This is a genomic window from Streptomyces sp. NPDC007991 (genome assembly GCF_042958445.1).
In the GTDB taxonomy this organism is placed as follows: domain Bacteria; phylum Actinomycetota; class Actinomycetes; order Streptomycetales; family Streptomycetaceae; genus Streptomyces.
On the sequence record NZ_JBIBJD010000010.1, the window covers coordinates 252169 to 265495 of the forward strand.

At 69.2% G+C, this 13327-nt stretch carries 14 protein-coding genes; 12 read left to right on the forward strand and 2 right to left on the reverse strand.

Features of this window, described 5'->3' with window-relative positions; genetic code table 11:
* Nucleotides 1–30 precede the first annotated feature (30 nt).
* Complete coding sequence (locus tag ACFZDA_RS28625) at nucleotides 31–396, reverse strand: BlaI/MecI/CopY family transcriptional regulator (protein WP_391086914.1); 366 nt, start codon at nucleotides 394–396, stop codon at nucleotides 31–33.
* A 141-nt stretch (nucleotides 397–537) separates the two neighbouring features.
* Here ACFZDA_RS28625 and ACFZDA_RS28630 point away from each other — a divergent pair, with 141 nt between their 5' ends.
* The 12 genes from ACFZDA_RS28630 (at nucleotide 538) to ACFZDA_RS28685 (ending at nucleotide 12187) form a co-directional block, all read left to right on the forward strand.
* Nucleotides 538–1689: a hypothetical protein gene (locus tag ACFZDA_RS28630; RefSeq protein ID WP_391086917.1), complete on the forward strand. Its 1152-nt coding sequence runs from the start codon at nucleotides 538–540 to the stop codon at nucleotides 1687–1689.
* Nucleotides 1690–1692: 3 nt separating this feature from the next.
* Nucleotides 1693–2091, forward strand: coding sequence for an iron-sulfur cluster assembly scaffold protein (locus tag ACFZDA_RS28635; protein ID WP_391086920.1), 399 nt, complete (start codon nucleotides 1693–1695; stop codon nucleotides 2089–2091).
* Nucleotides 2066–3283: an aminotransferase class V-fold PLP-dependent enzyme gene (locus ACFZDA_RS28640; protein ID WP_391086923.1), complete on the forward strand. Its 1218-nt coding sequence runs from the start codon at nucleotides 2066–2068 to the stop codon at nucleotides 3281–3283. The genes ACFZDA_RS28635 and ACFZDA_RS28640 overlap by 26 nt, the downstream gene beginning before the upstream one ends.
* Nucleotides 3284–3350: 67 nt before the next feature.
* Nucleotides 3351–4400 (forward strand): U32 family peptidase, encoded by a 1050-nt coding sequence (locus ACFZDA_RS28645; RefSeq protein ID WP_391086926.1) that lies wholly within the window; start codon nucleotides 3351–3353, stop codon nucleotides 4398–4400.
* Between the two features lie 15 nt (nucleotides 4401–4415).
* Nucleotides 4416–5246: a hypothetical protein gene (locus ACFZDA_RS28650; protein ID WP_391086929.1), complete on the forward strand. Its 831-nt coding sequence runs from the start codon at nucleotides 4416–4418 to the stop codon at nucleotides 5244–5246.
* Between the two features lie 9 nt (nucleotides 5247–5255).
* On the forward strand, nucleotides 5256–6455 hold the full coding sequence (locus ACFZDA_RS28655) for an acyl-CoA dehydrogenase family protein (protein ID WP_391086931.1): 1200 nt from the start codon (nucleotides 5256–5258) through the stop codon (nucleotides 6453–6455).
* The gene (locus tag ACFZDA_RS28660) at nucleotides 6452–6760 is read left to right on the forward strand and encodes a phosphopantetheine-binding protein (RefSeq protein WP_391086934.1); all 309 of its coding nucleotides are present in this window, start codon (nucleotides 6452–6454) and stop codon (nucleotides 6758–6760) included. The genes ACFZDA_RS28655 and ACFZDA_RS28660 overlap by 4 nt, the downstream gene beginning before the upstream one ends.
* Nucleotides 6761–6771: 11 nt before the next feature.
* Nucleotides 6772–8451: an AMP-binding protein gene (locus tag ACFZDA_RS28665; protein ID WP_391086937.1), complete on the forward strand. Its 1680-nt coding sequence runs from the start codon at nucleotides 6772–6774 to the stop codon at nucleotides 8449–8451.
* Entirely contained in the window at nucleotides 8452–8973 is a 522-nt protein-coding gene (locus ACFZDA_RS28670) for a flavin reductase (protein ID WP_391086939.1), read from the forward strand.
* A gap of 85 nt (nucleotides 8974–9058) precedes the next feature.
* The gene (locus ACFZDA_RS28675) at nucleotides 9059–9868 is read left to right on the forward strand and encodes a 4'-phosphopantetheinyl transferase superfamily protein (RefSeq protein WP_391086943.1); all 810 of its coding nucleotides are present in this window, start codon (nucleotides 9059–9061) and stop codon (nucleotides 9866–9868) included.
* A gap of 288 nt (nucleotides 9869–10156) precedes the next feature.
* Entirely contained in the window at nucleotides 10157–11035 is an 879-nt protein-coding gene (locus ACFZDA_RS28680) for an aminotransferase class I/II-fold pyridoxal phosphate-dependent enzyme (RefSeq protein ID WP_391086946.1), read from the forward strand.
* Between the two features lie 18 nt (nucleotides 11036–11053).
* Nucleotides 11054–12187, forward strand: coding sequence for an acyl-CoA dehydrogenase family protein (locus tag ACFZDA_RS28685; protein ID WP_391086949.1), 1134 nt, complete (start codon nucleotides 11054–11056; stop codon nucleotides 12185–12187).
* 60 nt (nucleotides 12188–12247) lie between these two features.
* Here the strand turns inward: ACFZDA_RS28685 and ACFZDA_RS28690 are convergent, their stop codons facing one another.
* Entirely contained in the window at nucleotides 12248–13288 is a 1041-nt protein-coding gene (locus ACFZDA_RS28690; protein WP_391086952.1) for a cation diffusion facilitator family transporter, read from the reverse strand.
* Between the last annotated feature and the right edge of the window lie 39 nt (nucleotides 13289–13327).

Consider the following 13327-nt stretch of genomic DNA (forward strand, 5'->3'; position numbering starts at 1 on the left):
CCTGTGCAGGTCGGCCGCGCGTGATGTGCCCTATGTCCGCGGGCTGCGCTCCTCCCGCTGAAGGCGTTCGGTCAGCGCCGCACGCGCTTCAGGACTGATGCCGTCGACGAACCGGAGCATGGCCTCGTGCTCGTCGCCGGCGATCCCCAGGGCGTCGGTCATGAGCTCGGCGAACAGCTCATCGCGTGTGGCGACCGCGCTGAACCGGTGCGCCCTGGCCTGGGTGTCCTGGGTGACCAAACCTTTGCGGGCCAGGCGCTGCAGCGTCGTCATGACTGTGGTGTAGGCCAGCTGCCGTTCCGTCAGCGCCTCATGCACCTCGCGTACGGTCTGCGGCTCCTCGGACTGCCACAGGGCGTCCAGTACCGCTCGCTCGAGGTCACCCAGTCTCGCCATGGCCAGAAGCATAGGACATCGGCCGATCCTTGACTATCCACGTAGTACTACTGCAATAGTAGGTCGCGCCGTGGTCGGGGCTTTCACGCCATCTGCCCGACTGCGCTGTGCAGTTCTTGCTGCCCAAATCTAGGGGGATTCATGGAACTCGCTGCCATGCTCGGCTGCCCGGATGTCGCTTTCCGGCAGGCCGAGGGCGAGTGGGAAGCATCCGTCACCACCGCGCTCCGCGAGGTGTTCTCCGAGCATGCCGAGCGCAACGCGTTCTACCGCGCCCAATGCGAGGCCGCCGGTGTGAAGGCGGAGGACATCAAGACCCTGGCTGACCTGGTCAGGGTTCCGCTGCTGCCGGTCCGCATGTTCAAACAGCCCGACGCGCACGTTCTGATGACCGCTCCGCTGACCGACGTCGAGCTGGAGATTCGCTCCACCGGCACCGGAGGCGTGCCGAGCGTGGCCCGGCGCGACGTGACGACCGTCAGCCGCGTGATGACCGCGATCTTCGCTCAGTACCGGGAGTTCTTCCAGGTGGGTAAGGGGGCGGGCCTGTTCCTGTGCCCGTCGACCGCCGAGACGCCGGAGATGGGCATGGTCAAGGCGTTCAACGTCCTCAACGGCCTGCTGGACGACCACGCCTACATCGTGCGCGACTACGCCTTCGATCCCGAGGAAGCCCTCGCCCAGCTGGACAAGTGGGAGGAGTCGATGACGCGCCACATCATCGGCCCGCCGTTCCTCGTCGGCCGGCTCCTGCGCTACCTGGAGCTGGAGGACATCACCCTCAAGCTCGACCCCGAGTCCCTCGTGATCACCCTGGGCGGATGGAAGCGGTACACCGGCGAGTCCATCAGCCGCGAGGAGTTCAACGCCAAGGTCGAGAAGTACCTGGGCATTCCCGCGGACCGGGTCCGCGACATGTACGGCATGATCGAGTCCAACATGCTGGCCATGGAGTGCCAGCACCACCGCAAGCACGTGCCGCCGTGGTCCTACATCTCCATCCGCGATGTCGAGGACACCGACGTCGAACTCGCGCCCGGCAAGACCGGCGTGATCGCTCTGCTGGACGCGCTGTCCACCGGCTACCCGGCGTTCATCCTCAGCGAGGACGTCGGCGAGGTCGACCACACCCCCTGCCCGTGCGGCCGCACCGGCCAGACGGTGTCCTTCCGCCGCCGCCTGCAGGGCGCCGAGCTCGGCTGCTGCGCGGTGAGCATCGAGAAGTTCATCGACAACCAGGAGATCGTCGCCGAGTGCGAAGTCCCCGCCGCCGCTGCACCGGTGGAGGGCTGACACGTGTCGCGATACAGCCAGACCGTGGTGGACCACTTCACCAATCCACGAAACGCCGGTGAACTCGACGAGCCGGACGTGCGGGCCTTCATCGGCAACCCGGTGTGCGGAGACCAGATCATGCTCACCGCCCGCATCCGAGACGGCGTCGTCGAGGAGATCCGCTTCCGCGCCCACGGCTGCGCCGCCTCCCTGGCAACCGCCAGCGTCATCACGGAGGCCGCCCAGGGTGCCAAGCTCACCGACATCGAGTCGTGGGACGACCAGCGGGTCGAGGAACTGCTCGGCGGCCTCGCCCCTGACCAGCGACACGTCGCCACGCTCGGCACGCAGGTGGCGCACCGCCTGGTGACCAACCACCGGGAGGGAGTGGACGATGACGCGCCTCTCATCTGTGCCTAGCCCGTCCCAGCCCACGGCGGGCGGAACGGGCATCTACCTCGACCACGCTGCCACCAGCCCCGTCTGCCCCGCAGCGGCCGAGGCGGTGGTGCGGGGCATGGGCATCACCGGCAACCCCTCAAGCCGACACGCGGCCGGCGACGAGGCCAGGGAGGCACTGGAATCCTCCAGGGCTCAGATGGCCGCGCTGCTGGACTGCACCCCCGACGACGTGGTGTTCACCGGCGGTGGGTCGGAGGCCGACGCGCTCGCCATTTGCGGCACCGTCCTGGCCGCCGCCGACCGTCCGGTCCATGTGATCACGACAGCGGTCGAACACTCCGCCGTCCTGGAATCCTGCGCCATGGCTGGCGAGTTGGGCGCCGAGGTCACCATCCTGCGGCCGGACTCTCGCGGCTGGATCGACCCCGACGATGTACGGCGCGCACTGCGGCCGCACACGCTTCTCGTGTCGGTGATGCACGCCAACAACGAAACAGGTGTCCTCCAGCCGGTCGCGGACATCGCCGACATCGCTCACGAGGCCGGTGCGCTGATGCACACCGACGCGGTGCAGACCGCGGGCAAGGTGAGCCTGGCGGAGATCGGCGCGGACCTGGTGTCGGTCTCCGCGCACAAGTTCTACGGCCCCAAGGGCGTCGGCGCGCTGAAGGTCGCGCCCGAGGTGCGGCTCGCGCCGCTGATCCGCGGCGGCAGCCAGGAGCGCGGTCTGCGCGCCGGCACGGAGAACGTGGCGGGTGTCCTCGGTATGGCTGCTGCCGCGAGCGCGGCCCTCCACCACCTGGACGACCCGGAGTTCCAAGAACACCGGCACGCGCTGCGAGCCCACCTGCTCAAGGAGCTGGAGGCGGCGGGCGACATCGCGGTCAACGGGGAAGGCGCTCCGTGCCTGCCGGAGACGCTGAACGTCTCCTTCGCCGGTGTGCGCGGCGACACCCTCGTCGACATGCTCGCCGTGCACGGCATTTGTGTCTCGGCGGGTTCCGCCTGCCACGCCGGCAGCGACGAGCCCTCCCACGTGCTCACCGCGATGGGCATCCCTGCCGAACGCGCCCGGTCCTCTGTCCGGTTCAGCCCCGGCCGCACCACCAGCGTTGACGAAGTCACCGTGGCGGCCGCCAGGACCGTCGACGTCGTGGGCAAGCTGCGGGCGCTCGGCCCGGCGGACACACCACAGCCGACCCACGCCTAGGGGACCGGCGCAGCTACCGACCTGACGGGCCGACAGCACAACCAACACCAACGTGCAACGGGGGCGGATGGACGTGTCTGATGTAACCGACCAGTGGGCAATGGCCCCGCCGCACACCGATCGGGAGGCCGCGTTCGTGGCCGTACCGGACCCGGCTGCGGCGGCATCGGTGGCGCTCGATGCGCCGGTGCGCAACCTGCAGATGCTGGAGCTGCAGGTCACCGGTGGCGCCACCGAGATCTACCTCGCACATCGACCCCCTGCCGAAGCGGCCAGCAGTTTCGATGCGCTGCCCGGCAAGAGGGACGGAGATCCCACCCAGGTGTCCAACCGGCGCCTGCTGAAGGAGATCATCGCGCAGGCCCATGCGGCCGGCATGAAGGTCCACCTGTGCGCGGACGCCCCCGCGGTCACCGCGGGCGACAAGGACGCCTTCCTGGCCCATGTCGCTCAGGGCATCGAGGCGGGCGCGGACAACGTGGTCGTCGGCGCCCTGCCCGCCGCCCGGTGGATCGCCGATACGCATCCGGACGTCCCGCTCGTCGCCGGTGCTCCCCTCGGGGTCAGTACCGTCGCCTACGCGAAGCGGCTGCAGGAGGCGTACGGCGTGCGGCGGATCGTCGTCCCGCATGCCACGACGCTCGACGAGATCGCCGCGTTCTGCGCCCTGGACGGCCTCGAGGTGGAGGTCCCGGTCCAGACCGGGTCCGGTGCCGATTGCCATCACTGCCGACTGCCCGACCAGCAAGGGTCCGGGCTCGGTTGCCGGGCGGGCTATCAGGGCCGATCGGCAGCAGGCGACGGCACTGTGGATCTGGGCGGGTTCCTCGACGGAGGGTCGGACTGCGCGCTGTGCGACGTGCCGTCGCTGGTGGCGCTCGGCGTGGCGGCGCTGCAGATTCCCGGCCGGGAAAGCCCGATCATCCGCCAGAACGCCAAGATCACCCAGATGTACCGACGGGCGCTGGACGGCGTGGCGAAGGGCTGGAGCACCAAGCAGACCATCGCCGACATCGATCGCGTCGAACTGACATGGCAGATGGGCTGGGTGCCGCGAATGTGCGAACAGCAACGCTGCCGCTTCCGCGACACCGCCCGCCGCCGCGCCCACGTCTAGGCCGCAAGGAGACACGTGACTGTCGAAGTCCGTCTGACCACCTGCGACCGGCTGGAGGAAGTCCTTCGCCTGCCCGTCGACGCGGTGAGCATCGGGCAGGAAGGCTGCGCGGCCAAGCTGCCCGACGCGAGCACGCTGCGGCGTGCAGTAGGCCGCATCACCGAGATCGGGCTGCGGGCCGGCATCGTCCTGCCCGCCGCCTGGCAGCGCAGCGAAGCCCAACTCATCGATGACGCCCTGGCCTTGGCACAGCGGAGCCCGCTCACGGTGACCGTCAACGATCTCGGCACTGCCGCCGGCCTCGCCGGCACTGCGGGCTGCGAGCTGGTCGCCGGACTCGCCCTGCTGCCCGGACGGCCGCACGACACGGGGGAGACGCCGCGTCACCCGCTACAACCGCCGATGTTCGAAGAGGCATACCTAGAGGAGCTCGAAACCTTCGGCATCCGCATGCTGGAGGCGGAGGCAGCAGCCACCGTGCCCGAACGGGAGGGCTGGCGCGTGCGCCGCCTGGTGGACGTCACCCCGCTCGCCTGGGCCCGCTCCTGTCCCACCGCCCGCCACCATCAACTGGCCCTGCCCGACTGTGCGAGCGCCTGTGACCAGTCGATCGACATGGTGGCTACCCACCGCTGGCAGCTCGGCCACGGACATCGCGAGCCCATCCCGGTCGCCGACCGCCCCGCGCAGGTGCCCCTGGTCGTGTACGGCAACGCCGTCTACGCCACCACACCCACCGTGGAAGCCGGTGACGACCTGATCATCGATGCCCGCTTCTACAGCCCGGATGCCCTGGCCGAGCGTCTCACCGCCCTGCGCCCCTCCGTATCCGCGGCGTCCCTTTAGGAGCCACCTATGGTTGACCTCGCATTGAGCAGTGACCAGCAGGACATCGTCGACCAGGCGCGAGCGGTCGCCCGCCGCTGCCTGGCACCGCGCGCCGGCGAGCACGACCGCACCGGTGCCTTCCCCGCCCAGAACATCGCCGACCTCCACGACGCCGAGCTCCTCGGGCTCCTGGTGCCCACCCAGTACGGCGGCACCGGTGCCGATCTCATCTCCTGGGGGCTGGCGGTGGCCGAGCTCGCCGAAGCCTGCGGATCCACCGCGCTGATCTTCGCCATGCACTCCGGTGCCGCCCGGCTGCTCGCCGCCGACGCCGCCACCAACCCGGTCGCCGAACGCGTCCTGAAGGAGATCACCTCCGAGGGCAAGCTCCTCAGCTGGGGCTTCTCCGAGCCGGGCACCGGCGGCAACATCCTCAACCCGCAGCTTCGGGCCACACCGGACGGCGACAGCGTGCACCTGGCCGGGACCAAGGCGTTCTGCACCGGCGCCGGGCACGCCGACTACTACCTCATCAACGCCCACAGCGGCGAGACCGAGTTCCGCCGCAGCCAGACCATGGCCATCATCCCCGCCGGACAACAGGGCCTGGACGTCAAGCAGTCCTGGGACGCGATGGGCATGCGCGCAAACTGCGCCAACACCCTCATGCTCGACTGCCGCATTCCCACCCAGCACTGCGTCGGCGGTCCGGGAGGCGGCATGACCCGCCTCACCCACGCCCTGCCCGCCCTCATCCTGGGCTTGGCCGCCGCCTCGCTCGGCATCGCCCGTGCCGCCCAGAGCTTCGCCAACGATCACGTCATGCGCCGCAAGCTCGCCCCCACCGGCCAGCCGCTGGCCGCGTTCCAGGGCGTACGGCTGCACGTCGCCGACATGGCCACCACCGTCCACACCGCCCGCCTGTCCCTGTTGCACGGCGCCTTCACGGCCGAGACCGACCAGCTCGAAGCCCTCCCGGCGCTGAACATGACCAAGTACATCTGCAACAAGGCCGCCATCGCTGTCGCCGACACCGCCATGCAGGTCACCGGTGGCCACGGCTTCCTGCGCGCCAATCCGCTGGAGCGGCACTACCGCGACGCCCGGGCTGGCGCCGTCATGGGCGCCAACCTCGACGCCTTGCGCGACATGATCGGCAAAGCAGCCCTGGGCCTCGACCCGCGCAGTGACACCATCACCGCACCCACAGGAGAGAACCGGCCGTGACCACCACACCCGCCGCTGCCACCCCGACCGACGCCGAGCTGCTGACGGCGCTGCGCGAAGCCCTCGCCGACATCCTCGATCCGTCCGACCTCGCGAACGTCGACCTCGACGGCCTCGACCGCGACACGCCGCTGCTCAGCCTGCCGCTGGACTCCATCACCCTGGTCGCCGCGATGAGCCGCATCGAGAACACCTTCCGCGTTTTCATCCCGGAGCAGAAGGCGTTCGCCTTCACTCACGTCGGCGACCTTGCTGACTTCGTCCGCGAGCGGGTGGCCGCCAAAGCGGCCCGCGCCGACAAGTGAAGGATCAGCCGATGACCATCACACAGGTCGAACGGTCACCGCTGCTCGACTACCGCACGCTCGGCAACCACCAGGCAGGCGTCACCTTCCTCGACTCCCGCGGCATCACCGCCGAAGCCACCTACCGCCAGCTCGCAGAGCGCGCCAGGGGAGCCGCGGGGGCGCTCCTGGCCCGCGGCCTGACGCGCGGTGACCGTGTCCTCATCCCCCTCGGCACGGGCCCCGACCACCTGGCCGCCATGTGGGGCTGTCTGATCGCCGGTCTGGTTCCCTGCACGATCGTCGTCCCGCCCCACCCGGCGGACGAAAGGGCGACCGGCACGCGCCAGTTCCGCGCCGTGGTCACGGTAACCGAACCTGCAGCCGTCATCACCGCGGACGCCGAGACCGCCAGTGCGCTCGCCACCGACGAAGGGCCCCTGTACCTGACCGTGGCGGACCTCGACCACGCACCCGCCACTGATGAACAACTCGGCGCCCCGCACCCGGACGACGCGCATCACATCCAGCTCACCTCCGGCTCCACCAGCGCCCCCAAAGCCGCGGTGCTGACCTACGCCCAGGTCACCGCCAACGTCCGCGCCATCCACCGCGCGCTGGACATGACGCCTGAACGGGACCGGGTCTGCCACTGGCTGCCCCTCCACCACGACATGGGCTTCATTCTGACCCTGTCGACCATGACCCGGGGCGTGCCGCTGAACCTCATGCCGTCCATCAGCTTCCTGCGCGACCCGCTGTCCTGGCTCCGGCACATCTCCGAGCGCGGCGCGACCATCACCACCGCCCCGCCCTTCGGCTACCGCACTGCCACCGACCGCTTCCGCCGCACCCCCGACACGGAACTTGACCTGTCCACACTGCGGCAGGCGTACGTGGGGGCGGAACCCATCCCGCTGCAGGTACTGACCGACTTCCGCGACACCTTCGCCAAACAGAAGCTCGACGAAGCCGCGATCATCCCCTGCTACGGGATGGCCGAGACCGTGCTTGCCGCCACGATGTCCCTCGACCGGCGCCCGCCCGGCGACCTGTCCTGGGGGCGGGTGAAAGCCCTGCGCCTGGACCGCGAGGACCTGCACCAACACAACAAGGTCGCCGAGGCCAGCCCGGACCGGCCCTCGATCACCGTCCTCGCCTGTGGCCGGCCGCTCGGCGGCCTCACCGTCCACATCCGCACCCCGGACGGCGCCGAGTGCGCCGACAACGAGATCGGCGAGATCCACCTGCGGGGCGACTCCGTCATGGCCGGCTATCTCCGCCCCGGCGGCACAACGACACCCGTGGCCGACCGCACCCATGCCACCGGTGACCTCGGCTTCACACGAGACGGTGACCTCTACATCGTCGGCCGCGTCAAAGAACTCCTCATCGTCAACGGCCGCAACCTCCCGCCCTACGACGTAGAGGAGAGCATCGAGGCCCATCCCGACATCGGTGCCGGCAACAGCGCCGTCTTCTCATACACCGACGACACAGGTGAACACGTCGTCGCCGTCGTCGAATCCCGGCTGCGCGCCGACGACCACGCACGCATCAAAAAGGAAGCCGCCACCCTGGTCCGCCAGTCATTCGGATTCAACGTGCACGACGTGATCGTGCTGCGCCGCGGCGGCATACCCCGCACCACCAGCGGCAAGCGGCAACGCGGCCGCCTGCGTGAGGACTACCTGACCGGGAGGCTGGCCTAGATGCCGCACAGCACCGTGCCCCGCACACCCCCAGCCGCCCCCGACGCCGCCACCAGTAAGCGACAGCAGCAGTTCCGCCGCGTCATGGGCGAACTGGCCGCCGGGGTCACGGTGCTGACCACCACGTCCCCGAGCGGCCCCGTCGGCATGACAACCAGCGCCGTCACCTCACTGTCACTGGACCCGCTGCTCGTCCTGGCCTGCCTGGCCAACTGCTCCGGCACGCTCGCCCTCATCCGGGAACACGGCACCTTCGCGGTGAACATCCTCGCCGCCGCCATGGACGACACTTCTCAAGTCTTCGCTGAAAAACCCCTGCTGGAGCGGTTCGCCGGCGTCCCGCATCACTACCAGGACACCGTGCCGATCCTCGACGAGGCCGTCGCCGCAGTGACGTGCCGCGTCCACGCCACTCACCCCGGTGGCGACCACACCATCCTCATCGGCGCCGTCACGACCACCAGCCACCGGCAAGGCGAGCCCCTACTGCGCCACCGAGGCTCCTACCGCCGCCTCGCCTGACAAGGCACCACCGCGGACGCCGCCCACATTCATCGACCGTCGAACACCGCGACCAAGCCCCATGGGGCGAGAGGAACAGCTGCGGATGACAGTCTGGGCACCACACCACCTCCTGCCCCACCTCACCCTTCCGCCAGCGGGATACCGCCCGCCGCCCGGCCACATCGATGTCTGGACCCTGCACGCCGACCCGGACACCGCCAGCCGTTCACAACATCTCAAAGGCCTGCTCGACGCTACTGAGCGCCAACGCGCGAACAGCTTCCTGAGCACCGACCGACGAGACACCTACGTCCTGGCACATCTGGCCCTGCGGCTCATCCTCGCCAACTGCCTTGACACGCCCCCGCGAGCCGTGCCCATTTCTCGCGCCCCGTGTCCCACCTGTCACAGGCCGCACGGACGGCCGACGGTGCGGCAGAGTGACCTGCACTTCTCCTTGTCCCACACCCGTACGACCATCATGATCTCCCTCGCTCGGACCCCTGTAGGCATCGACCTCGAAGCGGTCGACCGCGCCGAGGCGGTGCTGCTGCACAGGCTGCATCAGAACGAGAAGGAGGCGATCCGCCAACTGCCGTCAGCCCACCGCTCCCGAGCCCTGATCGAATGCTGGGTCCGAAAAGAGGCGTACCTCAAGGGGCAGGGAACCGGCCTTGCGGCAGGTCACCTTCACACCGTGGACGTTGGACTGGGACCTGAGTTCGGCGGCCATCCTGACGCACCCGCTGGCTGGCTTTTGACACCACTCGCTGCGCCTCCCGGGTATGCGGCCGCCGCGGCCCTGCAGTCCCGTACCGCAGCCTGCCAGCAGTTGACCCTCGCACATCACGGATGCGGCCTGTGCAGCCATCCGGCACACGCCGTCGATGCCGGAGCCACGTTGTCCGCGTAACGCGGCCCGCAGGAGGCAGCTCGGCTCCGCCGAGTGCGCCCTGCTGATGGACGGCCGCCCCCGCCTGATGCTGGGGTCGAACAACTATCTCGGCCTCGCCGACCACCCGCTGGTCATCGAGGGCGCGCGCGCCGGGCACTGGAACGCTTCGGAGCCGGGTCCACCGGCAGTCGGCTGCTTAACGGCACGATCGACCTGCACCTCGAACTCGAAGCAGAACTCGCTGACTGGTTCGGCACCGAGGCCGCGATCGTGTTCACCACCGGACACTAGGCGAACCTGGGGACCGTGGGCGCCCTGGCCGACCGCGGCGACGTGATCGTCTCCGACTCCGACGCACACGCTTCTCTCCACGACGCGGCCAAATTTACCGACGCGCAGTCCGTCCGGTTCCGTCACAACGACATCGACAACCTGGCCGAGAAGCTGGCCGCAGCGGCCAAGCGCGGCCGGCCGGCCATGGTCACCGTTGACGGGGTGTACTCGATGGAGGGCGACCTGGCGCCGATCGACCAGATCGCGGAGGTTTGCCTGGAGCACAACGCGCTCCTGCTGGTCGACGAGGCGCACTCGGTCGGCGTGCTCGGCCCGAACCTGACCGGCGTCACCGAGCTGTACGGCAAGGCCGGCAAGACGCCACTGCGCACCGGCACGTTCTCCAAGAGCATCGCCTCGACCGGTGGCTTCGCGGTGGGCTCGCACGACCTCATCGACACGATCCGGACGAACGGGCGAGCGTTGCTGTTCACCGCGGCAGGGGTGCCCGCCGCCATCGGCGGTGCGCTCGCCGCGGTCCGGCTCATCCGGTCCGCCGAGGGCCAGGAACGGGCCAAGCGGTGCCTGGCGAACGCCCGATTCCTGCGAGGCTCCCTTGCCTCGCTGGGGGTTCCGCTGGCCGACCCGGCGATCGGACCCGACGGTGCCGAGGCGGTGACACCGATCGTGCCGGTGGTCGTCGGCGAGTCTCTGCGCGCGTTCGCCAAGTGGCACGAGCTGTACGAGCGCGGTGTGTTCGCCGCCCTCGCGCACTATCCCGCGGTGCCGCTCAACCGTGCCCTGCTGCGGCTGGCCGTGACCGCCGAGCACACCTTCGCCGACCTGGAAGAGGCGGCCAAGTCGGTCCACACCGTACTGAAGCTGGATGTTGAGCACCAACTCGTCGCATAACAACACTAGGGGGATATCGTGACGATCCGCATGATGGCGACGGAGCGCGCAGCCCTTGAGCGCTACCTGCCCGATCTGCAGAAGGAACTCGCCGGGCACAGCCTGCTCGGCCTTGAAACCCGAGGCAGCGGGGTCATAGAGATGTTCAAGAATTCCGACGCGCCCGCGCTGGTGGTGCCCGAGGAATGGGGTGGTCTCGGCGCATCCGCGTTGGCCGCGACCCGCGTGCACCGGGCCATCGGCGCATTGTCGCCGTCGCTCGGTGCCGCCACCACCATGCACCATCTGTCGATCGCCACCCTCATCGAGCACAGCGCCACCGGCACCGACGAGGAGAAGGAACTCCTCAAGGCCGTGGTGCTCGCGAGGATGTTGCTTGCGTCGGGCTTTTCCGAGGGCAACCCCGGCACCAGTGCGGCGAGTGCCTTCCAGCCCACCGTGACGGCGCAGCAGGTCGAGGGCGGCTTCAAGGTCAACGGCCGCAAGCAGCCGTGCAGCCTGTCCGCGTCGATGGACCTGCTCACCGCCAGCGTCGCCGACGAGGCGGCCGGCCGTCGCGGCGTCATCGTGGTCCCGGCCGAGTCCGAAGGGATCACGGTCGAGCCGTTCTGGGAAACCCACGTCCTGGCCGCCTCGCAGAGCGACACCGTCGTGCTCAAGGAAGTGTTCATTCCCACGGACATGCTGTTCTGGAACGACGTCGACGACCCGACCGGCCGGCACGAGAAGACCGGCTATGTCTGGTTCGGCCTGCTGATCTCGGCCACTTACCTTGGTGCCGCGTCGCTGCTGCTCGAGCGGATGCTGGCGAATCCGAAGACCAGCCCGATGCTCTACGCCGACGCCGCGTGCGAGATCGAGACGTCGATGGCGGCGCTCGAGGCCATCGCCCGCGCCTTCGACGAAGGCGACCGCTCCGACGAGCTCAGCGCGCGGGTCCTGTTCGTGCGCGAGGGGATCCGGCACGGCATCAAGCGTGCCGTGTCGACGGCGGTGGACGCGCTGGGCGGCATCGCCTTCATCAAGTCGCCTGAGATTGCTTACCTGTTGGCGGCTGTGCAGGCGGCCGGCTTCCACCCGCCGTCCCGCCGGGCGACCGCGGACACGCTGCACGCGTACCACGCAGGCACCGGCGCGGTGAGCCTGGGCTGACCGAGCTCCGTCCTGCCGCCGAGACCGCAGTACACGGCATCGCTGACGAATCAATGCGGGTCAGTGTTCGTGCGGCCCGTCTCGGTGAATCGGCCCGTGTGACTCCTTGCAGTGCGAGGCGTCGTTCACAGGCAGTAGTTCACGAGTGGCGGGCGACGTCAGTTGCATCACCGGATCGGGAGCGTGGTCGACCTGGAGAGTGGTGTGTGTGATGCCGTAGCCGTGCCGGAGCAGTTCTTCGAGGTCACGGCGGACGGCATGGCAGTCGCCGCCGGGTTCGACGAGAACGTGGGCGGACAATGCGGCCTGGCCGGACGTGATTTCCCAGACGTGTAGGTCGTGGACCTCCACGACGCCCGGCTGGGCGACAAGCTTGTCGCCGACGGTGTCGGGGTGGATGTGCGTGGGGGCGGCCTCAAGGAATATCCGGCCGGACTCGCGAACGAGCCCGTACCCGGCCTTCACCATGAGCGCGACGACGACGAGCGTGGCGATGCCGTCGGCGCGGGCGAAGCCGGTCAGGACGACGATCAGCGCGGCGACGGCGGTGCCGATGAAGGCGAACAGGTCGTTGAGGATGTGCTGGTAGGTGCCCTCCACGTTGAGCGAGGAGCGGTTGGCCTTCGAGATGCACCAGGTGGCGATCACGTTCACGACGATGCCGGCGAGTGCGGTGGCCAGCATGAGGCCGCCCTCGACTTTTGGCGGATCGATCAGGCGATGCACAGCCTCGTACGCCAGCCAGGCGCCCAGCAGGATCAGAGTCAGGCCGTTGGCCTGGGCGGAGAGGATCTCGGCGCGCTTGAGACCGTAGGTGTAGCCGCCGCGGGCGGGGCGCGCGGCGAGCCGCATGGCGATGAGCGCCAGAACGATGGAGACGGCGTCGGTCAGCATGTGCGCCGCGTCCGAGATCAGGGCCAAGGACTGGGCGATGATGCCGATGACGACCTCGACCGCCATGAACGCGGTGATCAGTGCGAGTGCGATGGCCAGCCAGCGGCGGTCGGCGTCCGCTGATACTCCGTGGGAATGTCCGGAGTGACCGCCTGGGCCGTGCTCGTGTCCTGGGCCGTGATCGGGTCCGTGACGGTGATCGCTCATGCGGTACGCCCTCCCCCTCGTGACAGATGCTTCACCTGG

Bases quoted from the DNA above. Each gene is read 5' to 3' on its own strand.
- ACFZDA_RS28625 (WP_391086914.1), bottom strand. From the start codon at position 396: ATGGCGAGACTGGGTGACCTCGAGCGAGCGGTACTGGACGCCCTGTGG.
- ACFZDA_RS28630 (WP_391086917.1), top strand. From the start codon at position 538: ATGGAACTCGCTGCCATGCTCGGCTGCCCGGATGTCGCTTTCCGGCAG.
- ACFZDA_RS28640 (WP_391086923.1), top strand. From the start codon at position 2,066: ATGACGCGCCTCTCATCTGTGCCTAGCCCGTCCCAGCCCACGGCGGGC.
- ACFZDA_RS28645 (WP_391086926.1), top strand. From the start codon at position 3,351: ATGGACGTGTCTGATGTAACCGACCAGTGGGCAATGGCCCCGCCGCAC.
- ACFZDA_RS28655 (WP_391086931.1), top strand. From the start codon at position 5,256: ATGGTTGACCTCGCATTGAGCAGTGACCAGCAGGACATCGTCGACCAG.
- ACFZDA_RS28665 (WP_391086937.1), top strand. From the start codon at position 6,772: ATGACCATCACACAGGTCGAACGGTCACCGCTGCTCGACTACCGCACG.
- ACFZDA_RS28670 (WP_391086939.1), top strand. From the start codon at position 8,452: ATGCCGCACAGCACCGTGCCCCGCACACCCCCAGCCGCCCCCGACGCC.
- ACFZDA_RS28675 (WP_391086943.1), top strand. From the start codon at position 9,059: ATGACAGTCTGGGCACCACACCACCTCCTGCCCCACCTCACCCTTCCG.
- ACFZDA_RS28690 (WP_391086952.1), bottom strand. From the start codon at position 13,288: ATGAGCGATCACCGTCACGGACCCGATCACGGCCCAGGACACGAGCAC.